This window comes from Amycolatopsis sp. NPDC000009, from assembly GCF_055563465.1.
The window spans coordinates 1-22,101 of sequence record NZ_JBVHDI010000040.1 but is presented as its reverse complement, the minus strand read 5'-3'; the positions used below and the strand labels follow the sequence as shown (position 1 = coordinate 22,101).

Genomic DNA, 22,101 nt, shown 5'->3' with positions numbered 1-22,101 from the left:
CATGGGAAGCCGCGAGGAGATCGTCGCCGCGGCGGCGAAGGTGATGCGCGAGCAGGGTTACGCGCACGCCACGACGAAGGCCATCGCGCGGGCGGCCGGTTACTCCGAGGCGTTGCTGTACAAGCATTTCAAGGACAAGACCGAGATCTTCATGAGCGTGCTCACCGAGCAGCTGCCCGCGCTCGGGACGACCTTGGACGAGCTGATGAGGCGCGCGGCGGACTCCCCGCTCGTGGAGAATCTCGCCCGGCTGGCGCGGATCACGCTGTCGTTCTATCTGGAGAGCTTCCCGATCGCGGTGTCGCTGTTCTCCTCGCGGGAGCTGCTCGCGACCCATCGGGAACGGGTCACGAACAGGGCGGGCGGGCCGGACGTCCCGCTGGTGCGCCTTTCCGCGTACTTGGGTGAAGAGGTCCGGCTCGGCAGGGTCCGCGAGGACGCGGATCTGGACGCGGCGGCGTCACTGTTGCTCGGCGCCTGTTTCCAGTACGCGTTCCTGGCGTCCTTCGAGGACCGTGAGCCGTCCCCGGAAGAGCTGGACCAGTGGGCGGAAAGGCTGGCGGCGACGTTGACGCGAGCCCTCTGACCTACTTGCCCTTTTCGGCCCGCATCTCGTGCCACTTCGCGTACATGTCGTTGAGCTCCTTGACCATGAAGCTCAGGAAGTCCCGCATCTCCGCGACCCGCTCGCCCGCCGGGGTGTCCTCACCCAGCGCCGAAACGCCCTCGTCGGCCGCGTCCCGCCACATGGTGATCATGCGGTCGCGCTTCATGAAGGTGGCGTACCAGAGGTCGTCGAAGAGCCGGTAGTGGTCGCGACGTGAGCCGGGTTCGCGTTCCTTGGCGACCAGCCCGATCTGTTCCAGGTATCGCACGGCCCCCGAGATCGCGGCGGGGCTCACCGAGAGCTGGTCGGCCAGCTCGGCCGCGGTGAGGCGGCCGGCGTCGGTGGTCATCAACGCGGCGAACACCCTGGCGGGCATCCGCTGCATCCCGATCTGGGAAAGCGTGAGGCCCAGATGCTCCACGTAACGGCGGACGGCGTCCTCGTCTCTCTGGGTGCTCGAAGCACTCTCAGGCGTCGTCGTCATGGACTCATCCTCTCTTACATCCCCCAGAGTGATCACACCATCCATATGTTTTCTTAACTTCACAACTTCGTGAAATCACTGTACCTTCAGCTCCATGGAAAACGCCATCTCCATCTCCGGCCTCCACAAATCCTTCGGCCGGACCAAGGCTTTGGACGGCCTTGACCTGCAGGTACCCGTTGGGGAGGTGCACGGCTTCCTCGGCCCGAACGGCGCCGGGAAGTCGACCACCGTCCGGGTCCTGCTCGGCTTGCTCCACGCCGACTCGGGCGATGTCCGCCTGCTTGGCGGCGACCCCTGGAAGGACGCGGCGAGCCTGCACCGGCGCCTCGCCTACGTCCCCGGCGACGTGAACCTCTGGCCCAACCTGTCCGGCGGTGAGGTGATCGATCTGCTGGGGCGGCTGCGGGGCGGGCTCGATCAGCGCCGCCGCAAGGATCTGATCGAGCGGTTCGACCTCGACCCCAGGAAGAAGGGGCGCACCTACTCCAAGGGCAACCGGCAGAAGGTCGCGATCGTGGCCGCGCTGGCCTCGCACGTGGACCTGCTGATCCTGGACGAGCCGACCTCGGGCCTCGACCCGTTGATGGAAGCCACCTTCCAGTACGCGATCCAGGAGGAACGCGAGCAGGGCCGCACGGTGCTGCTTTCGAGCCATATCCTCGCCGAGGTCGAGGCGCTCTGCGACAAGGTCAGCATCATCCGCAACGGGCACACCGTCGAGACCGGCACGCTGGCCGAACTCCGGCACCTCACCAGGACGTCGATCTCCGCCGAACTCGCCGGCCCGCCGAACGGGCTGACCAAGCTGGAGAACATCCACGACCTCAAGGTCGAGGGCAACCGGGTCCGCTTCGACGTCGAAACCCGCTCCCTCGACGACGCGCTGCGCCGGCTCACCCAGGTCGGCGTCCGCAGCCTGACCAGCCAGCCGCCGACGCTCGAAGAGCTGTTCCTCCGCCACTACACCACCGAAGCGAGCGCGAAATGACCGCGACGCTGGACCGTCCCCTGGTCGCCGGACCGGCGCACGGACTCGTCGGCACCTGGCACCTGACCAGGCTGGCGCTCCGACGGGACCGGATCGTCCTGCCGATCTGGATCGTCCTGCTCGGGATCATGCCTTCGACGTCGTCGGGGACGTTCCAAACGCTGTACCCGACCGCCGCCGAACGGGCCGGGCTCACCGCGAGCATGAGCTCGAACCCGTCGCTTTCGCTGATCTACGGCCCCGCCTTCGACCTCTCGACCGCGGGCGGGTTCACCGCGTGGCGGCTCGGCGGGTTCCTCGCCCTGATCGCCGGGCTGATGGCGGTCTTCACCGTCACCCGGCACACCCGCGCCGAGGAGGACTCCGGCCGCGCGGAACTGCTGGCCTCCGCGGTGGTCGGCCGGTACGCCCTGCTGACCGCGGGCGTGCTGGTGTCCGCCGGCGCGAGTGTCCTCATCGGAGGGGTCGAGACCGGGCTGATGATCGGCGCGAAACTGCCCGTCGGCGGCTCGATCGCGCTCGGCGCCGCCACCGCGGCGACCGGGCTGGTCTTCACGGCGGTCGCGGCGGTGGCCGTCCAGGTCGCCGAGTATTCGAGGACGGCCAACGGGATCGGCGCCACCGCCGTCGGGGTCGCGTTCCTGCTGCGTGCCGTCGGCGACTCGACCTCGGACGCGACCTGGGTCTCCTGGCTTTCCCCGATCGGGTGGGCGCAACAGATCCGGCCGTTCGCCGGCGAACGCTGGTGGGTCTTCCTGCTGCCGCTGGCGGCGACCGCGGTCGTCGGCGCCGCCGGATACGCGCTGCTCCCGCGACGCGACGTCGGCACCGGCATCATCCCGCCTCGTCCAGGCCCCGCCGAAGCGGCGGCGTCGCTGCGCAGCCCGTTCGCGTTGGCGTGGCGGCTGCACCGGGGACCGTTGATCGGCTGGCTGATCGGCACGGCGGTCTGCGCCGCGGTGTTCGGCTCGGTGGCGAGCGGCATCGGTGACGTCGTCGGGGAAAGCCAGCAGGCGAAGGAGATCTTCACCCGGCTGGGCGGCACGGACGCGCTGGTCGACGCCTTCATGGCCGCGATGGCGGGCCTGTTCGCCATGGTCGTCGCGCTCTACGGTGTGCAGTCCGCGTTGCGGCTCCGCGCCGAGGAGACCGCGGTGCGGGTCGAGCCGCTGCTCGCGACGAGCGTGGGCAGGCTGCGGCTCTTGGGAAGCCACCTCGTGTTCACGTTCGGCGGCACGGCGCTGATGATGGTGGTCAGCGGTGTCCTTTTAGGACTGTCGAACGGGATGCGGGCGGGCGGCGCCGGTGACGCGATCGGGGACATGGTGCTCGCTTCGCTGGCACAGCTTCCGGCGGTGTGGGTCATCACCGGCCTCGCCGTGACGCTCTTCGGCCTGGTGCCGAAGTTCTCGACGGCGGCGTGGGCGATCGCCGGGCTGGCGTTGCTGCTCAGCCTGTTCGGCCCGGTGCTGAACCTGCCGCAGGCGATCGTGGACGCCTCACCGTTCTCGCACGTACCGAAACTGCCCGCCGCGGAGTTCACCGCGACACCGCTGGTCTGGCTGACCGGGGTCGCCGCGGTCGCGCTCGTGGCCGGGCTCATGGGCTGGCGGCGTCGCGACGTCGGCTAGCCACAGGGGAAAACCGTGAAGGCCGCCCGACGGGGTGGGCGGCCTTCACGGTACTTGCCGTACTTCGCCGCCGGGCGTCACGACCAGTTTCGCGACCGGGACGCCGCCTCCGCACGCCTTCTTTATCGGATAGGCGATCACCGGAGTCACGTCGAGGACGTGGGGCTTTCCGTCGTCGAGGGTCACCGTGGTCCGGACCGGCGTGGTCGGCAGTCCCTTGGTCGGGATGAAGACGTACTCGCCGCCGGGCGCGGACTCGGTCACGCAGGTTCCGGCCCAGCACAACTCCAGCGACACGCGGGTGACTTCCGGTGGGACGTCGAGGGATATCCCCTCTGACAGGCCGATGGCCGCACATGCCTCCTCGCCGGAATGGCACGCGGTCACGGTCGCGAGCAAGAGCACGAAAACGGGTAGCCGCCGCATACCTGGTCAGACGACGCGAAGGGCCGTCCGCGTTGCCTCAGTCGCTGCGGAACCCCGTGGTCGTCGACGGCGGCAGCGTCGTCGAGGTGGGTGAAGGCGTCACGGTCCTGGTCACCGTGCGCGGCGCCGGCGTCCTGGTGCGGGTGACGACGAGCGGTTCCGGCGCGCTGCCCGGCACGGTCACCGTGACCGGCCCGACCGAACGGGACGTCGTGACCGGGGAAGGGGTCGTGCCGACTTCGTACACGCGGCGCTGCGGCTCGCGGCCCGCCACCAGGAGGGCGGCGACGAGCAACCCGGTCGCGAGGCCGGCGATGGCCGCGACCGTGACGGAACCCTGGCTCGACATCCGGCACCCCTCAGTAAGCACTGTCATGCGAAGCGCAGGTACGAGGACTACTCGTGTCGATCTTACGTTTTGTCACGTTGCGTGCGCAATCCGTCGACAACGATCCGCACGAGATGGCGTTCTTCGAGCGAATACCGTTCCGCGGCCAGGCATCCCGCGATCAGGGCGCGCAGGTCGTCGCCGTCGATGTCCTCGCGGACCGCGCCCGCGGCCTGTGCCCTGGTCAGCAGCGCCTGCGACGCGGCCCGGAAGTCGTTGCCCGCGCTCGCCTTGAAACCCAGCCCGGTCGTCTCGGCGAGCGCGTCGCAGAGGGCCCGATTGCGCGATGCCTGCTGGACGACGCGCTTGAAGAAGCCGAAGAACGCTTCGCCGGGGTCTTCGGCGGTCAGCAGTTCGCGCGCTTCCCCCGCGAACTGTTCGAGCCGGTCCACCACGACGGCCTGGAAGAGCGCTTCCTTACTGGGGAAATGCCGGTAGACCGTACCCGCGCCGACACCGGCGATACGGGCGATCTCGTCGAGGGGGACGGCGAGGCCGTCGACGGCGAACGCCTCTTCGGCGGCCGCGAGCACCTTCGCTCGGTTGCGGCGCGCGTCGGCGCGCAGCACGGGCTTGTCCACTGTTCCCCCTCCTCAACCGGGTCCGGCGTTCCGATTCAACGCCGCCGCCGACGAGGGCATTCCTCACTGCACCGCGGTCTGCGTGCCCTCCGGCGGGAAAAAGCCCTGGACGGTGGTGAACAGGTACTCCCAGACGCCGGGGATCAGCACCACCGCGGCGACCGCGAACACCGGGAAGATCAGCCGGTTCTCCACCTTCTTGCCGGTGCGGAACCGCAGCGGTTTCGGCGGCCGGATCTCGTACCAGGTCTCGCCCGCGATCGGGATCGGGAACAGGAACGGGCAGCCGGACTCGGTCAGCGCGTCGCCGAGGCAGTGCACGAAACACCCGGCCGCGACGGCGATGCCGAGCCAGCCGGAGATCTCCGCGAGTTGCGCCGCCTTGTCCGGCGGGGCGGTCCACACCCACCAGCCGACCGCGGCGCCGCTGACCGGCAGGAGCCAGTCGCCGAGCGCGCCTTCGGCGAGCAGCAGGCCGAGGACGACGACACCGAACACCGCCCACGGGCCGCCCTCGGCGGTGCCCCAGGAGGTCAGGAAGCCGAGGCCGACGGCGAACAGCACGGTATGCGAGAGATGACGGTGCTTACCGGTGACCTTCTCGTCCCGAGGCCCCTTGGTCAGCGCGTAGAGAGCCGCCGAAACCCGGCGGAGCAGCCAGGAGATCGCGCCGGTGAACCAGCCGAGCAGTTTCGACGCGCGAGCGCCCGGGTGGTCGAGGTCGGGCAGGAGGGCGAATCCGGCGGTGGTCGCGGCGAACACGACCGCCTGATGCACCGTGCCGGCCCCGACGACGGGTGCGAGCGCGAGACCCGCGCACCAGCCGGTCAGGGCATGCGTCCGCCCCATCATCGTGCAGCAGCCCCCAGGTGTCGCGGATCACGAGCCCACGACCGTAGCGGGGGTTCAGGCGGGGGGCTCCTCCGACACGCTGAGGTGCTCGGCGACGCCGGTGAGCTCGATCACTCGGCTCACCTGCGGGCTCGGTACGAGTTCGAGCTCGACCTCCCTCTCGGCGGCCTGACGCTGTGCCTGGAGCACCACGTTCAGGGCCGAGGAGTCGAAGAACGTCACGCCGGTCAGGTCGGCGACCACCCGACCCGACGGTTTGCCGGTGATCAGGGCCCCGAGGGTCTCCTGAAGCTGCGGGCTCGTCAGCAGGTCGAGCTCACCGGTGACCACCACACGCGGTTCAGACGCGTCGGCGTCCAGCGTGATGCTGAAACCGGGCGGCGTGGTGTTCTGGTCCGCTGCGGGCATGCACATTCTCCTCATCAGGTGAGAACCGACGCTCAGCGCCGGAACGCGCCTGTGGTCTCAAGCGACGGCCGCGCCCAGTCCGGACACGGACGCACGCTCTTCTTCGGCGGGTAGGCGTGGCTGTCCCCGCAACGACAGTCCCAACCCTAACCCAGTACGGACGGGGCGCCACGATCGCCGTCGCGCGCGTCGCCGACCGGTGCCCGGGACGCGCTCAATGCGCGGTCAACGCCTTGCGCCCGGCGCGGCGTTCGCGGAGGAACAGCTCGCGGCGCTCGATCTCGCCCAGACCACCCCAGATGCCGTACGGCTCCTGCACCGCGAGCGCGTGCTTGCGGCACTGCGCCAGCACGGGGCAGGTGTGGCAGATGGCCTTGGCCCGCGATTCGCGCCGCTCGCGAGCCGAACCTCGCTCGTTGTCCGTGTGGAAGAACAAGCTGCTGTCGGCGCCTCGGCACGACCCACGGAGCTGCCAGTCCCACTCTTCCGCCACCACGTTCGGCAGCCGGCTCACGTCAGCCATGTCGGTCCCCGCCTTCCCAGGAGATCGTTTGTCGCCGGTTACATGCCCGCCCCCTGCGCGGCTCAAACGTGGGTTTGGTTTGCTCACACCCAGGGCATCTGACGGATCGGCAGTGCAGCTGGAGAGAGGAACACACGTGGTGGACAACACCCCGCCCGATGGGGAGGGCGCTCAACTCATCGAGGTACGCACGGCCGCGGTACCGCACGTGGTACCGACTCTCCGGACGATCGTCGCCGACATCGCGATGCGCCAGGACTTCGACCTGGACGCCGTCGAAGATCTCCGGATGGCGGTGGACGAGGCCTGCTCCATGCTGCTCCCCTCGGCCGCCGACGGGCATCTGACCTGCGTCTTCTCGTGGAAGGACGGGCGGATCGAGGTGACCGTCTCGGTGCTTTCGGACTCTCCGGAACCCGACGACGAGACCGGTCTGTCCTGGCAACTGCTCACCGCGCTGGCGACGTCCGCGCGGCGGAGTGTCACCCCGGCCGACGGCGGCTACCTGTCCAGGGTGGAGCTCATCCGGGAGAGCGAGGCGGCCCGGCCGTGACCGAACCCGTCGAGCAAGACGGCGCGGACGTCCCGGCCCTGTTCGAGCGCATGTGCGCGCTGCCACAGGACTCCCCCGAGCGTGAGACGCTGCGGGACGAACTGGTGCGCGCGCATCTCGAACTCGCGCGCAATCTGGCGCGCAAGTTCCGCAACCGGGACGAGTCGATGGAGGACCTGGTCCAGATCGCGACGATCGGGCTGATCCACGCCGTCGACCGGTTCGACCCCGGCCAGGGCAGCGACTTCCTGGCCTTCGCGGTCCCCACCATCTCCGGCGAACTGCGGCACCACTTCCGGGACAACAGCTGGTCGGTGCGGGTGCCGCGGCGGCTCAAGGAACTGAACGCGAACATCTCCGCCGTGCGCGAGGAACTGACGGTCCGGCTCTCCCGCGCGCCGAAGCCCAGTGAGATCGCCGCCCATCTCGGTGTCCCGATCGACGAGGTCTACGAGGGTCTCCGGGCCGGCCAGGGCCGGTACGGCGCCTCGCTGGACAACCTCCTGGAGAACTCGGCGCACACCCGCTTCGGCGAGGCCGACGCCAATCTGAGCCAGGCGGAGCTGCGCGAGGCGCTGCGGCCGATGCTGGAACGGCTGCCCGACCGCGAGCGCAAGATCGTCGCGCTGCGGTTCGGGTCCGGGATGAGCCAGTCGGACATCGCCCGCCGTGTCGGTGTTTCCCAGATGCAGGTGTCAAGGTTGCTGGCCGCCACGCTCAAGAAACTGAGGGAAGGACTGACCGAGACCGAACTCACGGACGGGGCCTGATTCGACCTCGGCCCTTGTGGGTATCAGGGAGGCGAACAGCGGATCTGGGAATCTCTCGTGAGGGGAGGTGCGGAACCATGACGATGTCCAAGACGCGATCGGAGGGCTCGTTGCCGGTGGTCTCCCTCCCCCTGCCGGTCGAGGTGACGGCGCCCGCCGTCGCGCGGCAGGCGGTGCGAGCGACTCTGGCGGGCTTCGGGCTCGAAGGGCCGGCGGTCGACGACGTGCTCCTGGCGACCTCCGAGCTGGTCACGAACGCCTTCGAGCACGGCGAGAAGCCCGACAGGCTCGAAGTCGAATACTCCGACGGCAGGCTCACCCTGCGGGTCTTCGATTCCGGCACGAACCGGCCGAAGCTGAAGGAGCCGTCGCCGATGGCGGCGCGCAGCCGCGGTCTCCAGCTGGTGCACGCGTTGTCCGACGACTGGGGCCATGAGCTCTGCTCCGGCGGGAAGTACGTCTGGGCGGTCTTCAGTCTTGATCGGGCCGACGCCCCAGCTTGAGCGCGGCGTCCGTTTCGGCGATGCGTTCCCGGAGCGATTTCCGCTCCAAGGCCTCGACGGCGGCGACCAGCACTTCCCTGAGCGGGTACGGCAGTTCGGCTTCCAGCTGCGCGGCCGCGGCGCTGGTCGCCGCCCACTCGGCTTCGAGCGTCGGCATCAGCCGCCGCGTCTTCTCGGTCAGCGAAACGATCCGCTGCCGGGCGTCGGTCCCTGGCCGGAGCGAGACGAGGTCCTGACGCGCCATCTGCGCGATCGTCTGGCTGGCCGCGGAATGGGTCACGCCGACTTCGGCGGCCAGGTCGCGGATGGGCAGCGGCCCGTGGTCGACGATCGCGCGGACGAACGGCGTGAACCGCGGGCGATAGTCCCCCAGCCCGATGTCCTCGAAGAACGCGGCGACGTCCGCCTCGGTCACGTCGAGGACGTGCCTGAGCAAAGTGCCCATCCCTCGTTCGCGCGGCGGCCTCCCCACCAGCGGATCATAACGACATAATCGCCGGATGACGCCCGAAGAGCTGCTGACGACCACCCGGACCGTCCGCAAACGACTGGACCTGACCCGGCCGGTGCCTCTCGAACTGGTCAAACACGCCCTGCAGGTGGCGCTGCAAGCGCCGAGCGGGTCGAACACGCAGCGGTGGCACTGGCTCGTGATCACCGATCCCGGGCAGCGGGCCGAGCTCGGGAAGCTGTACCAGCGGGCGTGCCGCGACTACCTGGATTCCCCGCGAGCGGCGGGGAAACTGTTCGCGGACGACCCCGAACGGTCGAAGGTGCAGAAGCGCGTCGGCTCCAGTGTCGAGTACCTGGCCGACAAGATGGGCGAGGTACCCGTGCACGTCGTCCCGTGCCTGGAGACGAACAGCGCCGAGCTGCCCGCCGGCAACCAGGCCGGTCTGTGGGGGAACCTGCTGCCCGCGGTCTGGAGCTACATGCTCGCGGCGCGGGCCGTCACGCTCGGCACCGCGTGGACGACGCTGCACCTCGCGTACGAGAAGGAGGCCGCGGAGATCCTCGGCCTGCCGGAGAACGTGCACCAGGCCGCGCTCATCCCGACGGCGTTCTACACCGGCGACACCTTCAAGCCCGCCGCGCGTCAGCCGCTCGAAGAGGTCATGCGGCTGGATCGCTGGTGAGGTAGGACTCCAGCCGGTCCGCCAGTTCCTCGGGGTGGCTCAAGGGCACGGAGTGGGAGCCGTCGATTTCGTCGGGGGCGAAGCCGAGCCTGTCCTGGACGACCCGGCGCTGGAACTCGGGCGTGAAGAAGCGGTCTTCGCGCCCGATGAGCACCTTCGTCGGGACGTCCGGCCACTCGTCCAGCGGCCACGGCTGTCCCCATTCGGCGCTGACCTGGTCCCGGGCGTGCGAGCCCGCCTCCGCGACGATGGCCGCGGGGACGCCGTTGTAGAACTTCTCCTCGTCGGTGAGGCCCTCGGCGTCCTCGAAACCCGTGTTGCCCCACCAATCCCCCGGTGTCTCGCCCGGTTTCGGGATCATCGGGGTCAGCATCACGAGCAGCCGCGCCGAAAGCTTCCCGGCGGCGATCGGCGCGGTGAAGCCGCCGTAGGAATGGCCCAGCACCACCAGGTCCTCACGGTCGCCGACCGCGTTCACGACGGCGTCGACGTGCTCCGGGAAACCGGCCTTCTCGTCGTCGATCGGCAGGTTCACCGCGACGACGTCGTGCCCGCGGCCGGTCAGCTCCGCTTCGAGGAGGTGGAAGTCCCAGGCGCTGCCGCCCCCGCCGTGGATCAGTACGAACGTCGCCATGCCCCCAGCTAAGCCGAAGCCGGGGCGATCAGCAACGACCGAGCATGTCGCTGAGCGCGCTCTTCTCGGCGGTGGTGATCGTGAGGCCGTAGTAGTGCTTCACGGTGATCCAGTCGGTGGCGTAGGTGCACCAGAACGAGACGAGCGGCGGCTTCCACTGGTCCGGCGCCTTGTCGCTCTTCTCCTGGTTGACGTTGTCGGTGACGGCGAACAGCTGCGGCCGGGTCAGGTCGTTCGCGAACTGGCGTCGCTTCTCGTCGGTCCACGACTTCGCGCCGCTGACCCAGCTTTGGGCGAGCGGGACCATGTGGTCGATGTCGATGTCGGTCGGCTTCGTCCAGGTCTCCCCGTCGTAGACGCTCGTCCAGCTGCCGGAGGTCGGGGCGCAGTCGGAACCGGCCTTGACGTCCTTGCCGTCCCGCTTGAGCACGAACTCGCGGGTGTTGCAGTTGTTCCCCTGGTTGTCCCAGTGCGGGTACTTCTTGCGGTCGTAGCCGTCCATCGAACCGCGCGGCGCGATGGTGAGTTCGTCCAGCTGCTTGCGCGCGTCGGCGGCGCTCGCGGGGTTGGCGGGCTTCGGCTGCAGCGCGTCGCCCTTGCCGCTCACGAACCAGAAGACCGCCAGTACGACGGCGGCCAGGGTGATCAGCAGGAGCAGGCGCTGAGCCGTGGACATCTCGCTGGTACGCGTTGCCACCGCGTGGTTCCTCTCGACGGGGGTTGGGGAGCGCCCGAGTATCACCTCGCGGCGCGAGGGAACCGGTTGCGACACGACGATGACACCGAGCAACGTGATCCAGGCCACTTCACCTGGTCGGCTACGGTCAGGCCGTGAACGAGGCACTCATCGGCATCAAGACGGCGAATTGGGCCACCGTCACGGTCCGCCGCCGGGTTCTCGTGATCGCGCACAACGTCACCACGGCGACACGGCTGCTGGACGTGCTTCCCGCCTTCGAGAACGATTTCCGCGTCCAGGTGGTGTTCACCTGCGCCGAGGATCCGTTCCGGCACGGCCTGCGCGAACTTCTCGACACGCTGGGCATGGCCGTCATTCCCTGGGCCGAGGCCAAACGGTACGAGTTCGACCTGGTCGTGACGGCGAGCCACCACGGCGGGATCACCGATGTCACCGGCCCCAAGGTCATTCTTTCGCACGGAATCGGGTACACTAAATACTCGCCCGGAAACCGGAAACCGGAAACCGGAAACCGGAAACCGGAAACCGGAAACCGGAAACCGGAAACCGGCAGATCTTCGGCCTTTCGCCACAATGGTTGCTGTACGACGGCGAACCGATCGCCGAAGCCTTCGTCCTCTCCCACACCGCTCAGCTGGACCTGCTCACCGAAACGGTTCCCGCCGCCGCCGACAAGGCCGTGGTCGCCGGAGATCCTTGCTACGACCGGATTCTCGCCGGCCTGCCGTACCGGGACAGATACCGCGACGCGCTGGGTTCCGGGGCCCGGAAGGTCGTCCTGGCCTCGTCGACATGGTGGTCGAACGCCCTACTCGGCTCCTGGCCGGATTTCCTCCGGAATCTGCTCGCCGCGTTGCCCATCGACGAATTCCAGGTGCTCGCGGTCGTGCACCCCAACGTCCGGCACGGGCACAGTCCGTGGCAGCTGGACACGTGGCTGGCCGACTGCGTGCGATCCGGCCTGGTCGTTCTGTCCGAAGTGGACGATTGGCAGGCGGGCCTCGCCGCCGCCGACCTGATCGTCGGCGACCACGGCTCGGTGACGGGATACGGTGCGGCGCTGGGCAAACCGACGACGTTGGCGGCCTTCGGCGACGACGACGTCGCCCCGGGAACGGCCATCTCCGTGCTCGGCGAGACCGCGCCCCGGCTCGACCGGCGGCGTCCACTGCTCACCCAGGTCAGGCGCGTCCTCGACGAGTACCGCCCGGATGATTTCGCGGGGGTCGCCGAACTGGTCACGTCGGTCCCCGGCGAATCACTCCAGCGGCTCCGCGGCGTCTTCTACCGGGTTCTCGGCCTTTCCGAGCCCACGAACGAGATCCCGCTCGGTCCGGCGCCCGCCCCTCGGCTCCCGATCCTGCCCTCCCACCGCGTCGCCGCCGAGGTCCATCACGAGACCGACCGTGCCGGGCGGCTCGTCCGGCTGACCCGGTATCCGGCCGAGCTCCGGCGCGGGGCCGAGGCCGATCCGCACCTGTCCTGCCCGGACGATCACCCGATCCGCTCGATCCGCTCGGGCGCCTCGGTGCTGACCGGCACGAACGCCGTCGCCGGGGTGGTCGGCGGGGTGGTCGGCGCCGTCCTCGGCGACGGGAAGAGCGTCGTGACGGCGCCGTCGGGACAGCGTGTCGAACTCTCCGGCCCTGGCCCCACCGAAGTGCACGCCTCCGTCGTCCGCGCATGGCTGGACGACGGGCATCCTCTGGAGGAGCTCACTCCGTCGATCACGGTCGAACTCGGCTCAAGCCGCTACGGCCTGGGCGTCACTCTTCGCTGAGCACGGCGCGGATCTCCTCGGCCTGCTTCGCCATTCCCAATCGTTCGAAGAGCTCCAACGCCGGGATCAGCAACTCCTCGGCGTCCTCGCCGAGTTCGCGCAGGATCATGCCGAGCCTGCCGCCCGAAAACGCCTTGTTGGGCTCTTCGCCGTCGGCGGCGCGGAAGAATTCCCAGGCCGCCGCGGCGGGTCCCCGGGCGTCCTCGAAGCGGCCGAGCTTGAACAGCACCCGCCCGGTGTGCATGTCGAGCAACGCGAGCGCCCGCGGCTGCCGCGAGACCTCCATCGAGGCCACCACTTCCCGCGATTTCCCGAAGAGCTCGAGCGCGGATTCGTGGTCGCCGCGGGCTTCCTTGGCCAGGGCGTACCAGTCGTAGGTGCTCTGCCGCCCCGGCGGGTAGTCGACGTCCAGCGCTTCCTTGACATACGCGTCGGTCCGTTCGAAATCTTCGGCGGCTTCGTGGAGCCCGACGAGGTCACGGAGGACCTGCCAGCGATCCGACGGTTCCGTCCAACGGCCGAGGATCTCGTGATAGGCGTCGATGACGTCGTCGTGCCGCTTCGTCTGATAGCCGAAGTACCACAAGGAGAACGGGAAGATCGCCCCGATCTCCTCGGTCGGCAGCGCGCGGGCCTCCTTGGCGGCCGCCACGATGTTGGGCCATTCCCTCGTGTACTCGGCCCAGGCGTCGCCTTCGAATGCCTCGATCTCGGCGTAGTGGCTTTCCGCCTGGATCGGCGCGGGCCGGTTCGACAGCGACTTGTCCAGCGAAACGGCCAGCCGCCAGTTCCACTGGACGGCCTTCGTGGCGATGCCGGCGAAATCCGGCTGGTCGAACTCGGAAAGCGCCTTGTCCTTGGCGAATTCGCGCAGGAGGCTGTGATAGCGGTACCTGCCGGGACCGGTGCGTTCGATCAGGCTGCCCTTGGTGAGCCGTTCGAGCAGGCGTTTGGTGTGGGGTGCCGCGCGGCCGAGGACCGCCGCGGCGATGGCCGTCCCGAAATCGACGCCGGGGAGCAGGCTCAAGGCCTTGAACGCGAACCGCTCTTCCTCGGCCAGTTCCGCGTAGGCGAGGTCGAAGATCTTGAGGACCGGATGCTCGTCGTCGAGTTCGAGGGCGTACAAGGGGTTTCCGGCGCTCAGCTCGGCGACGTACTCGGCTGGGGTGCTTCCCGAGTCGCTCAGCCGTGTCGCGGCGACGGAAAGGGCGAGCGGCAACCCTTCGCAGATCCGGTTGACGGCCTCGATCTCGCGAGCGCCGACCACGGTCCCGGTGCGCTTGACGACCAGTTCGGCGGCCGCCTCCGGCCCGAAGGTCTTGACCACCGATGTGGTGAAGCCGTGCATCCGCAGTTTGTCGAAGCTGCTTCGGCTGGTGACGACCACGGCGAGCTGGGGCGAGGCGAACAGCAGCGGCACCACCTGGTCGGCCGTGGCGACGTCGTCCAGGTACAACAGCACCTTGCGTCCGGCGAGCCGGGAGCGCAGGGCCGCGATCCGGCGCTCGTCCTTGGCCGGCATGGCTTCTCCGACCACCCCAAGGTCTTCGAGGAGGTGCAAAGCGATCTCCGGCGCCTCCCGGCGCCCGTTCGGGCCCGCCGAACCCTGGGTGTCGCAGAAGAGCACGACCTCGTAGTGCTCGGCGATCTCGTGACAGACCTCGGTGGCCAGCACGGTCTTCCCGACGCCTTGGGGGCCGGTGAACAAGGTCAGCTGAGGCTGCCCGGTGGAGCGCGCCTCTTCGTTGCGCCGACGGAATTCGGCTCGTTCGGGGCCTCGGTCCACGAAATACTGATTTCGCATCTCTGCGAGCACGGAGCCGCTCCTTCCCCCTCGGGCATCGGCTTCGACCCTACCGCGAGGCGATCTCGAAGCGTGATGACTTCAGCACTTCCCGTTCGCGTCCTGGAGCGCGTCGGCGGCCAGCGACGCGGCCGGATAGGTCGCCAGCCGCGACCGCATCGACGTCGTCTTCGCCAGGACCCGGCCGTCCCGGAGCAGGCGCTCGACGGCAGGCACGAGCGAGGTCGCCGGATCCCAGACATGCGCGAGCCCCAGGTCCGCGAGCCTGCGCGCGGTGGCGCGCTGCTCCCGGCTCCGGGGCGTGACCAGCATCCGCGCGCCCTGGGCCAGTGCCTCCTGCACGGAGTTCATCCCACCGTGGGTCAGGAACGCGTCGACCCTGGGCAGCAGTTGGCGCTGCGGCAACCAGTGGCGCGCGATCACGTTGGCGGGCAACGGACCCAGCGCGGAGGGCTGGGTGTGCGAGGTCGCGATCAGCACGGTCCACTCCGTGCCTGTGAAGGCCTGCGCGATCCGCCGGAAGTATTCCGGAGTCCTGGCGAAGACGGTGCCCGGTGACACCAGCAACGTCGGGCCGTCGGGCGCGGACCAGTCCTCGGTGGTGGCCGGTGCGATCAGCGGTCCCACGAAGCTGAAGCGGTGCGCCCGCGGCTGGAGTTCGGGCAGGGCGTTGACCAGCGCCGGGCCGGAACGGGCCGCCGTGCCGGCGTGGGTCGTCCAGAATGCGACGACGGGCAGGGCGTGCCGCCGCGCGAGACGGCGCGCCCACGGGACCATCGGGTCGGCGATCACCAGGTCCGGCCGGGCGGCGAACTCCCGTTCGCAGCGGCGGGCCGCCGCCGACCAGGCGACGCGGCGGCGCGTCCGGTTCCGGATCCACGCGGCGATCTCCGGCGGCCGTGCCGTCGGCGCCACCCGCACGACGTGGTCCGGCCGTGAGACCACCGGTTCGGCGCCCGTCCGGCGGACGACGTCTTCGAATCGCGTGCCGGAGAGGATCACCCGCACCCGATGTCCCCTGGAGGCCAGTTCGGCCACGACCGGGAGCATCGGATTCACATGCCCGTGCGCGGTGTACGGCACGAAGACACAGTCCATCATCGGTCGATCATCACTGTCCGCTCGAGCCCGGGTTCACCGGGTAGTCGTTGCCGCGATGTTGTCACATCCGGGCACTGAACAGCGACTACCCCAGGGACGCTGCCGGAAGGAGCGGGCTTGTGGGCGCCGAAAAACGTAAGTGGAACACCCGGGTCGACGACTATCTGAACCGGAAGGCCGCGGAGCGCGGACACGTGATCGCCATGGCACGTATGGGATCCACCGCGCTGGAGCGCGGCGATCTCGACGAGGCGGAGGCGTGGTTCCGGAAGGCAGCCGAGGGCGGCGACAGGGTCGCGATGGGCAACCTGGCGCATCTCCTGACCGAACGCGGTGTGCCGGAGCAGGCCGAACGCTGGTACCGCGAAGCAGCGACGGCCGGTGATTCGCATGCCATGTCGCATCTGGGAAATCTCTGCGCGCGACGAGGCGATTCCGACGCCGCCGAGGACTGGTGGCGGCGGGCCGCCGAAGAGGGCCGCGTCGAGGCGATGGCGGAACTGGCGCGGGCGCTGCACCGGCGCGGCGAACTCCAGGAGGCCGAGTACTGGGCCGGTGAGGCCGCGGAAGCGGGCAACGTCGAGGGGATGATCACGCTCGGCGCCGTGCTCTGCGACACCGGCCGGACGGCCGAAGCGGATCCCTGGTGGCGCAAGGCGAGCGAAGAGGCCGACGCGTCGTCGCTGATCAAACTCGGCCGCCAGGCCCAGCAACGGGGCGACCTCACGCGCGCCGAAAGCTGCTATCACGCGGCCGCGGCCGCCGGTGCGCCCGACGCCGCCGTCCGCCTGGGCCTGGTGCTGCACCGCCGCGGTGAACTCGACGCCGCCGAACGCTGGTACCTCAAGGCCGCCAAGCGGGGCGACGCCGCCGCGATGACCAACCTGGGTGTGCTGGCCAACGACCGGAACGATCCCGGCGAGGCCACCGCCTGGTACCGGAAGGCCGCGGAGCTCGGCAGCGTTCCCGCGTACACCAATCTCGGCAGGCTCGCCGCCGATCACGGGAACTTCCAGGAGGCCGAGCACTGGTTCCGCGCGGCCGCCGACACCGGCGACCAGGCGGGCCTGCGGGATCTGGAGGAGCTGTACCGCAACCGTCAGCGGTACTAGGCCGTGTCCGGCAAGTCGTGTTCGCGGTCTCCGCGCCCAGGCGGCCCCTGACTGCACGGGCGGACGCGGCCGAGTACGACCCGGTACGAGGCCGATCCGCCCGCACCGCCAGGAACCACCTGGATCACGAAGCCCATCGAACAGACTCGCCGGACACGGCCTATGCCTTCCAGTTCCGCATCGACGCGAACCCCTCGCGCAGGCGCTGGAGCTTGCGGCTGCGGTACGGGTCCTCGCCGTCGTCGAGCCGCCACCGCTCCTCGAGGCCGGCGCGGAACACCGCGAGCCCCTCGAAACCGAGGCCCGCGGTGAAGTCCGCGATGTTCACGTCAAGGCGACCGGAACCGTCGAGATCCAGCCGGAGCAACCACTCCGCGAGTTCCTTGGGCTCCGGCGGCGAGTCCGCGCAGGCCTCCGCGTACAACGCGAGCGCGCCCCGCGCCTCGTCGCCGAGCGCGCCGAACGAGTCCTCGACGAAGTCCAGCGCCTCTACCACCAGTTCGACGATGCGGCACAGCAGCGGCCCGTCCATGAGTTCCCTGGCGGTGGCGAGCACCTCGCGCACCTTCTCGGTGTACGCGACCGTGCCCTGGAAGCCGACGAAACCGCGCAACCGCAACGTTCCCTCGACGTACCGCCGCAACGCGCCGAGGTCGCCGCGGCCCGCCTTGAGCGAGAGTTTGCGGAACAGGGCCGGGTCCTCGTTCGCGTGCGCGACGAGCAACTCGACCAGCTCGGCGCGGTCCAGGGTCTCGACGTACCCGCGGATGTCGGCCGCGCCGCCGTCCGCCACGCCCTCGAGGACCAGCAGCCCGACGGCCACGCAGTGTTTGCAGAAGAAGCCGTCCGCCGCGTGCGGGCAGGAGCACTCGCCGACCAGCTCGCCGTCGACGTTGCGCAACCGCACCGTGTACCGGTCGGTGCCGCTGACCACCGCCGTGACTCCGCCCGCGACGTCGTCCAGCGTCTCGACCGACTCCAGGTACTTGGCGCCCCGCGCGAAGGAGACGTCACCGGCCTGCCTGCGGAGTTCGTCCTCGCTGAACCACGTCACCGGCCTATTCTGCGCCTTGCGCTGGAGGACCGAGGAACAACCCGCCGCTCGCCTCGATGACCTGCCCGGTCACCCACCGGGCGTCGTCGGAGGCGAGAAAGGCGACGACGTCCGCCACGTCCTCCGCGGTGCCGAGCCTTCGGTGCGCGGTGAGGGCCTTGACGGCGGCCTCCAGCTCCGGTGTGAAGATCTCCCCGTTGTCCGCGGTCCTGGTGGCGCCCGGCGCGACGACGTTGACCGTGATCCCGCGCGATCCGAGCTGGTGGGCGAGGGTGCGGCTCATCGTCTCCAGCGCGCCCTTGGTCATCGCGAAGGAGGTCTGCGCCGGGTTGGCCATCCTGGTCGCGGCCGACGAGATGTTGACGATGCGGCCGCCGTCGTTCAGCGGTGCTCGCTGGATGAGGAAGTACGGCGCCCTGACGTTGACCGCGAAGAGATGGTCGAACTGTTCGGGCGTGTCCGTCTCGATCGGTCCCTTTGGCATGGTCGCGGCGTTGTTGACCAAGATGTCCAGACTGTCGATGCCTTCGAGGGCTTTGTCGACTCCCTCCATGGTCGACAAGTCGGCCTGCTCACTTGATCGCCTGATCGTTCGGATGCCGTCCTTCTCGAGCCTCCGCGCGATCGCCGCCCCGATCCCGCGCGACGCCCCGGTCACCAATGCCGTCTTCATCGCTCACCCCAGTTGTTAGTGACTAACACTTTGATAGTGTCTACCACGTGAGCCTCCGAGACCGCCAGCGCGCCGAAACCCGGCTTCAGGTGCAGACACACGCCATCCGCCTCTTCACCGACGTCGGCTACGACGAGACCACCGTCGCCGACGTCGCCGCCGCAGCCGGCGTCTCGGCGATGACGGTCTACCGGCACTTCCCGACCAAGGAGGACCTGGTCCTCTACGACGAGTACGACCCTGTGACCGCTTCTGCCGTTCTTGGGCAGCCTCCTGGCCCCTTGCCTCTGCGGATCGGGCGCGCGCTGGAGACGACCGCCGCTTTGGGGTCTTCGCAGGAGAAGGCGTTCCTGCTGGCGCGGCTACGGCTGATGATCTCGGTGCCGGCGCTGCGGGCGCGCCACCTGGACAACCAGTACGCGACCGCGGATGCGATCGTGGCCGCTCTCTGCGGCCCTTCGCCTTCACCGAATGAAGAGTTTCAGGTGCGGGCCACGGCTATGGCGTGCCTCGGCGCCGCCCACGTCGCACTGGTGCGCTGGGCGGAGACGGGCGGGGAGGCGGATCTGGCGGGATTGATCCGGGAGGCCCTGGCCAGCGTTTTTGGGGCCTAACTTCCTAGCCAACCCTTGAACACCCGGGTCAACTCGTCCTTGAGGTGCTCCGGCGCGCAGTACGTGAGTCGTCCTGCCATCGTCTCTCCCCTTCCCACTCTCGGCGCCGCCGCAAGGGGAGCTACGACAAACGCCTCACCGTCATCGATGAGCAATGTCCTGGCCTCGACCAAGTAGGCGAGAGCCTGGTCGTAACCTCGATGCAAGTACTTACCTTGATCGGTGTACTTGCATTCAACGACCACCCCTCGTTTGTTCGTCGGATCCATCAGGAACAAGTCCGCACCCCGAACATAGCCACGGCGCTCCAACCCACGGGTCGCATCGACGTAGGGCTCGGTGTTCTTGGTGAAGCCCCAGACTTCCGCCGCCTCAAACCACAAATCCCACGGTGCAGCGTCAGGAACTTCCACTCGGAAAGCGGGGCCGCGCGAGCGTCCTGCCAGCGGACGGCGACTAACCGGCCGACATTTCTGTTCTCGCAATACACCGAGCATCGTTCCTAATACACAAAGGTGAAAAAGCCGCCACCTGAGCTCGTCGTCGGGTGTCAGCAACTCAGCCGCAAGCCGAGCAAGGTCACTGGTTTCTTCCTGCCGGAGCAAGTCGGCCAGATCCCCAACCACCCGCCACAGCGGTCCGGCACGTCGAATTCCTTCGACCATCAGTAGATCCGGTGGCGCAGCTTCCACGGCTCGCAGTTGCGGCATCGCTGCTAAGTCGTCCAAAGTGGACAGCTGAGCTTGCACCTTATTTCCGATCGTGGGACGCATCTCCTTGGCATGCAGATGTACTGCAATGAGACGCTCGACCGTCCAGCGCAAGGTGCTCAGTAGTTCGTCGTCCACCCCACGACGACGGGCTCGCCCGAAAAACTCGGTCGGCGGCCACCCCTGTCGTCGAGTAGCCGACCAGTCAATGGCTCCCCGCGGAGACCGGCTGCGCACCATTTCCGCTTGACTGACAACGGGTAAGACCTTCAACCAGTCCTGAACGTTCGTGGGTAGCTGCTCGATCAGCGGTCGGCATTGCTCAAAGAGGATGCGGTGTGCGCGACGCTCGACATCCTTCTCCGTCCAATCGAAGTCATCCTCACTGAGGACCGCGGCTAAGCCCGCATACAGCTCACCCTTACCGGACCAGCTACGGAAAAGCTCCACAAGACCATCCTCGGGAAAGGACAGCTTCTTCGTCATCGCAGAGCCTGCAGATGGTCAAGCAGCCAATCCCACTGTTCACCCAACACCTCGGCTGAGCCCAACACAGTCCCTAGCTTGCCCAACCTGCTTCCGTCGTAGCCGGACAGCCAAGATCCCATGCACGCTAGATAACCCTCGGCAACCAACTGCGTGAGGCCAGACTCAGCATCTGCCAGCAACCCCGAAGCCACGTAGTCGGAAACATCAAGGAGCGCCGCAGGCCCCATCGGGTCCAGAACTTCGACTTGAGCAGCATAAATAAGTTCCAGGATGCCGCGAAGACGCTCCGCTTGCGGCTCTGGCACCTGTGGATCGACTCCAGCGATCCTGTTCCTGAGGGCCGTGGAGAACTCGGCACCTACTGGGGCTGACACCGGAACATGACTGAAGCGTCGACCGAGTGCCTGACCGAACCGGAACACGCGCTGCGCATCGACAGCGTTATAGGTACCGATGAGTCGCCAGTCCGTTCCAGCCACGTAGTAGATCGGCTCGTTCGATGAACCTTCCCCCCGAAGGCGTTCCTCCCCTACAACAACGCTTTCTGGCTTCGTGCCCCAGGTAAGGATGATCGGACTCGACCTCGGATCTGGACTGACTCGCCCGACCATCACCTCCTTGCCAGAGAGCCACGTCAGCAACCCGCCGAAGATTCGGTCCAGATCGGCGCGATTGGCCTCATCGAGCACCAGCCACTGGTCTTCTGCAATGGCTTCCAGCACGTGCCCCGGGCTAAACCGCAAATGCCCACCGTCGGCGACGGTGTCGCCGCCAACCAGATCTCGGGTAGTCCATGACTCGTCCGGAGTAACGATGAGTGGGTTGTGCACGAGCCCCATCCCGAAGGACTCTGGCTCCCTGCCGATCTCATCGACGAGTTCGCCAACCAGCTGCGTCTTCCCTGTTCCGGGCGGGCCCACCAACATTACCGCCTTACTGGACCGCACCGACAGCCGAAGCATCCGCCGAATTCGGTCGTCGACGACCAGCCGCTGTGCAGGCGTTCTCGCCTTCTGCCCCTTGACTACGACACGCTCTAGCAACGTCCCGAAGAACGCGGCCGCCTTTTCGGCGGACGTGATCTCGGCTCCGAGCTGCATGCCAACCCACTTGACATCCCAGCCGGATTCACCTTGGCCGAGAAGTAGCGCGGCGGACGTGTCGTTCGAGCGCAGGTACTCGCGCAACGCACTCACAGCTCGGTCGGTGTCAGCTGAAGGAAAGACCACCACCACGAGCTCAGCGTTTTCGACCCGGGTCGAACGGTCCAGCTGACCAGCCAGCTCGGCCGCCCTACCGATTTGAATTGCAGCAACGCGAGTCGGTCGGATGCCAGCAACGCTTCCCAGGTAGTACTCGAGCCGCGAGAACTTCGTCCCACTGGGCGAGTCCAGATCGACCTCGCCCAGGCCGTCTCGGAGCAACCTCTCAGGCGTCCATTCCTCCGCGTCAGTCATGAATCCGAAGGTACCGGTGCGCACACGGCTAGGGCCTGTATCGAAGTCTTCTTCAGCAGGTTGAGCTGGTGTGGGCGTGTCGGTGATGGAAAGTAGGGAGGTCTCCGGTAGTTGGTTCGT

General features: G+C 68.3%; 27 protein-coding genes. 10 read left to right on the top strand and 17 right to left on the bottom strand.

The window, feature by feature from the left end; genetic code table 11:
- The first annotated feature begins 1 nt into the window (after position 1).
- Positions 2-586, top strand: coding sequence for a TetR/AcrR family transcriptional regulator (locus ACZ3HL_RS44585; protein WP_465538015.1), 585 nt, complete (start codon positions 2-4; stop codon positions 584-586).
- 1 nt (position 587) lies between these two features.
- Here ACZ3HL_RS44585 and ACZ3HL_RS44580 read toward each other — a convergent pair whose 3' ends face one another.
- Positions 588-1,091, bottom strand: a complete 504-nt coding sequence (locus tag ACZ3HL_RS44580; RefSeq protein WP_465538013.1) for a GbsR/MarR family transcriptional regulator — start codon at positions 1,089-1,091, stop codon at positions 588-590.
- A 94-nt stretch (positions 1,092-1,185) separates the two neighbouring features.
- Here ACZ3HL_RS44580 and ACZ3HL_RS44575 point away from each other — a divergent pair, with 94 nt between their 5' ends.
- Complete coding sequence (locus ACZ3HL_RS44575; RefSeq protein WP_465414873.1) at positions 1,186-2,082, top strand: ABC transporter ATP-binding protein; 897 nt, start codon at positions 1,186-1,188, stop codon at positions 2,080-2,082.
- Positions 2,079-3,713: an ABC transporter permease gene (locus ACZ3HL_RS44570; RefSeq protein WP_465538012.1), complete on the top strand. Its 1,635-nt coding sequence runs from the start codon at positions 2,079-2,081 to the stop codon at positions 3,711-3,713. Before ACZ3HL_RS44575 ends, ACZ3HL_RS44570 begins: the two co-directional genes overlap by 4 nt.
- A 45-nt stretch (positions 3,714-3,758) precedes the next feature.
- Here ACZ3HL_RS44570 and ACZ3HL_RS44565 read toward each other — a convergent pair whose 3' ends face one another.
- The 6 genes from ACZ3HL_RS44565 to ACZ3HL_RS44540 all read right to left on the bottom strand — a co-directional run bounded on the left by ACZ3HL_RS44565 (position 3,759) and on the right by ACZ3HL_RS44540 (position 6,891).
- Positions 3,759-4,139, bottom strand: coding sequence for a hypothetical protein (locus ACZ3HL_RS44565; RefSeq protein WP_465414869.1), 381 nt, complete (start codon positions 4,137-4,139; stop codon positions 3,759-3,761).
- Between the two features lie 37 nt (positions 4,140-4,176).
- Positions 4,177-4,488: a hypothetical protein gene (locus tag ACZ3HL_RS44560; RefSeq protein WP_465538009.1), complete on the bottom strand. Its 312-nt coding sequence runs from the start codon at positions 4,486-4,488 to the stop codon at positions 4,177-4,179.
- 62 nt (positions 4,489-4,550) lie between these two features.
- Positions 4,551-5,108 (bottom strand): TetR/AcrR family transcriptional regulator, encoded by a 558-nt coding sequence (locus tag ACZ3HL_RS44555; RefSeq protein ID WP_465414865.1) that lies wholly within the window; start codon positions 5,106-5,108, stop codon positions 4,551-4,553.
- Between the two features lie 63 nt (positions 5,109-5,171).
- Positions 5,172-5,957, bottom strand: a complete 786-nt coding sequence (locus ACZ3HL_RS44550; RefSeq protein ID WP_465415049.1) for a metal-dependent hydrolase — start codon at positions 5,955-5,957, stop codon at positions 5,172-5,174.
- 57 nt (positions 5,958-6,014) lie between these two features.
- Complete coding sequence (locus ACZ3HL_RS44545) at positions 6,015-6,368, bottom strand: STAS domain-containing protein (RefSeq protein ID WP_465414862.1); 354 nt, start codon at positions 6,366-6,368, stop codon at positions 6,015-6,017.
- A gap of 214 nt (positions 6,369-6,582) precedes the next feature.
- Positions 6,583-6,891 carry a WhiB family transcriptional regulator gene (locus ACZ3HL_RS44540; protein ID WP_016330769.1) on the bottom strand — a complete coding sequence of 103 codons (309 nt, stop codon included), beginning with the start codon at positions 6,889-6,891 and terminating at the stop codon, positions 6,583-6,585.
- A 136-nt stretch (positions 6,892-7,027) separates the two neighbouring features.
- Here ACZ3HL_RS44540 and ACZ3HL_RS44535 point away from each other — a divergent pair, with 136 nt between their 5' ends.
- From ACZ3HL_RS44535 to ACZ3HL_RS44525, 3 genes are all read left to right on the top strand, one after another.
- Entirely contained in the window at positions 7,028-7,444 is a 417-nt protein-coding gene (locus ACZ3HL_RS44535) for an ATP-binding protein (RefSeq protein WP_378443255.1), read from the top strand.
- Positions 7,441-8,214 (top strand): SigB/SigF/SigG family RNA polymerase sigma factor, encoded by a 774-nt coding sequence (locus ACZ3HL_RS44530; protein WP_465414860.1) that lies wholly within the window; start codon positions 7,441-7,443, stop codon positions 8,212-8,214. The genes ACZ3HL_RS44535 and ACZ3HL_RS44530 overlap by 4 nt, the downstream gene beginning before the upstream one ends.
- Positions 8,215-8,291: 77 nt before the next feature.
- The gene (locus ACZ3HL_RS44525; protein ID WP_465538008.1) at positions 8,292-8,717 is read left to right on the top strand and encodes an ATP-binding protein; all 426 of its coding nucleotides are present in this window, start codon (positions 8,292-8,294) and stop codon (positions 8,715-8,717) included.
- Here ACZ3HL_RS44525 and ACZ3HL_RS44520 read toward each other — a convergent pair.
- Complete coding sequence (locus ACZ3HL_RS44520; RefSeq protein WP_465538021.1) at positions 8,686-9,162, bottom strand: MarR family winged helix-turn-helix transcriptional regulator; 477 nt, start codon at positions 9,160-9,162, stop codon at positions 8,686-8,688. The genes ACZ3HL_RS44525 and ACZ3HL_RS44520 overlap by 32 nt on opposite strands.
- 55 nt (positions 9,163-9,217) lie before the next feature.
- Here ACZ3HL_RS44520 and ACZ3HL_RS44515 point away from each other — a divergent pair, with 55 nt between their 5' ends.
- Positions 9,218-9,853, top strand: a complete 636-nt coding sequence (locus tag ACZ3HL_RS44515) for a nitroreductase family protein (protein WP_465414856.1) — start codon at positions 9,218-9,220, stop codon at positions 9,851-9,853.
- Here the strand turns inward: ACZ3HL_RS44515 and ACZ3HL_RS44510 are convergent.
- The 3 genes from ACZ3HL_RS44510 to ACZ3HL_RS44500 all read right to left on the bottom strand — a co-directional run bounded on the left by ACZ3HL_RS44510 (position 9,831) and on the right by ACZ3HL_RS44500 (position 11,645).
- Positions 9,831-10,487, bottom strand: coding sequence for an alpha/beta fold hydrolase (locus ACZ3HL_RS44510; RefSeq protein WP_465414854.1), 657 nt, complete (start codon positions 10,485-10,487; stop codon positions 9,831-9,833). The genes ACZ3HL_RS44515 and ACZ3HL_RS44510 overlap by 23 nt on opposite strands.
- A 28-nt stretch (positions 10,488-10,515) precedes the next feature.
- Positions 10,516-11,163 (bottom strand): HNH endonuclease family protein, encoded by a 648-nt coding sequence (locus ACZ3HL_RS44505; protein WP_465538019.1) that lies wholly within the window; start codon positions 11,161-11,163, stop codon positions 10,516-10,518.
- Between the two features lie 62 nt (positions 11,164-11,225).
- Positions 11,226-11,645, bottom strand: a complete 420-nt coding sequence (locus tag ACZ3HL_RS44500; protein WP_465538005.1) for a hypothetical protein — start codon at positions 11,643-11,645, stop codon at positions 11,226-11,228.
- 119 nt (positions 11,646-11,764) lie between these two features.
- Here ACZ3HL_RS44500 and ACZ3HL_RS44495 point away from each other — a divergent pair, with 119 nt between their 5' ends.
- The gene (locus tag ACZ3HL_RS44495; protein WP_465538003.1) at positions 11,765-12,967 is read left to right on the top strand and encodes a hypothetical protein; all 1,203 of its coding nucleotides are present in this window, start codon (positions 11,765-11,767) and stop codon (positions 12,965-12,967) included.
- On the opposite strand, the gene ACZ3HL_RS44490 is transcribed toward ACZ3HL_RS44495, so the two are convergent.
- Together ACZ3HL_RS44490 and ACZ3HL_RS44485 are read right to left on the bottom strand one after the other, a co-directional pair.
- Positions 12,954-14,783, bottom strand: a complete 1,830-nt coding sequence (locus ACZ3HL_RS44490) for an NB-ARC domain-containing protein (RefSeq protein ID WP_465538002.1) — start codon at positions 14,781-14,783, stop codon at positions 12,954-12,956. The genes ACZ3HL_RS44495 and ACZ3HL_RS44490 overlap by 14 nt on opposite strands.
- Before the next feature lie 69 nt (positions 14,784-14,852).
- Positions 14,853-15,872 (bottom strand): nucleotide disphospho-sugar-binding domain-containing protein, encoded by a 1,020-nt coding sequence (locus tag ACZ3HL_RS44485; protein WP_465538000.1) that lies wholly within the window; start codon positions 15,870-15,872, stop codon positions 14,853-14,855.
- Between the two features lie 119 nt (positions 15,873-15,991).
- Between ACZ3HL_RS44485 and ACZ3HL_RS44480 the strand changes: the two genes are divergently transcribed.
- Complete coding sequence (locus ACZ3HL_RS44480) at positions 15,992-16,984, top strand: SEL1-like repeat protein (RefSeq protein ID WP_465537998.1); 993 nt, start codon at positions 15,992-15,994, stop codon at positions 16,982-16,984.
- A 160-nt stretch (positions 16,985-17,144) separates the two neighbouring features.
- Here the strand turns inward: ACZ3HL_RS44480 and ACZ3HL_RS44475 are convergent, their stop codons facing one another.
- Together ACZ3HL_RS44475 and ACZ3HL_RS44470 are read right to left on the bottom strand one after the other, a co-directional pair.
- The gene (locus tag ACZ3HL_RS44475) at positions 17,145-18,038 is read right to left on the bottom strand and encodes an SWIM zinc finger family protein (protein WP_465414843.1); all 894 of its coding nucleotides are present in this window, start codon (positions 18,036-18,038) and stop codon (positions 17,145-17,147) included.
- A gap of 4 nt (positions 18,039-18,042) precedes the next feature.
- On the bottom strand, positions 18,043-18,711 hold the full coding sequence (locus ACZ3HL_RS44470) for an SDR family oxidoreductase (RefSeq protein ID WP_465537996.1): 669 nt from the start codon (positions 18,709-18,711) through the stop codon (positions 18,043-18,045).
- Between the two features lie 47 nt (positions 18,712-18,758).
- Between ACZ3HL_RS44470 and ACZ3HL_RS44465 the strand changes: the two genes are divergently transcribed.
- A complete protein-coding gene (locus tag ACZ3HL_RS44465) occupies positions 18,759-19,325 on the top strand; it encodes a TetR/AcrR family transcriptional regulator (RefSeq protein ID WP_465537994.1) in 567 nt (188 codons plus the stop codon).
- On the opposite strand, the gene ACZ3HL_RS44460 is transcribed toward ACZ3HL_RS44465, so the two are convergent.
- Both ACZ3HL_RS44460 and ACZ3HL_RS44455 read right to left on the bottom strand, forming a co-directional pair.
- Positions 19,322-20,521 carry a hypothetical protein gene (locus ACZ3HL_RS44460; protein ID WP_465414837.1) on the bottom strand — a complete coding sequence of 400 codons (1,200 nt, stop codon included), beginning with the start codon at positions 20,519-20,521 and terminating at the stop codon, positions 19,322-19,324. The genes ACZ3HL_RS44465 and ACZ3HL_RS44460 overlap by 4 nt on opposite strands.
- Positions 20,518-22,101, bottom strand: a 1,584-nt coding sequence (locus tag ACZ3HL_RS44455) for an AAA family ATPase (protein ID WP_465537992.1), incomplete at its 5' end; no start/stop codon positions are given. The genes ACZ3HL_RS44460 and ACZ3HL_RS44455, both read right to left, overlap by 4 nt.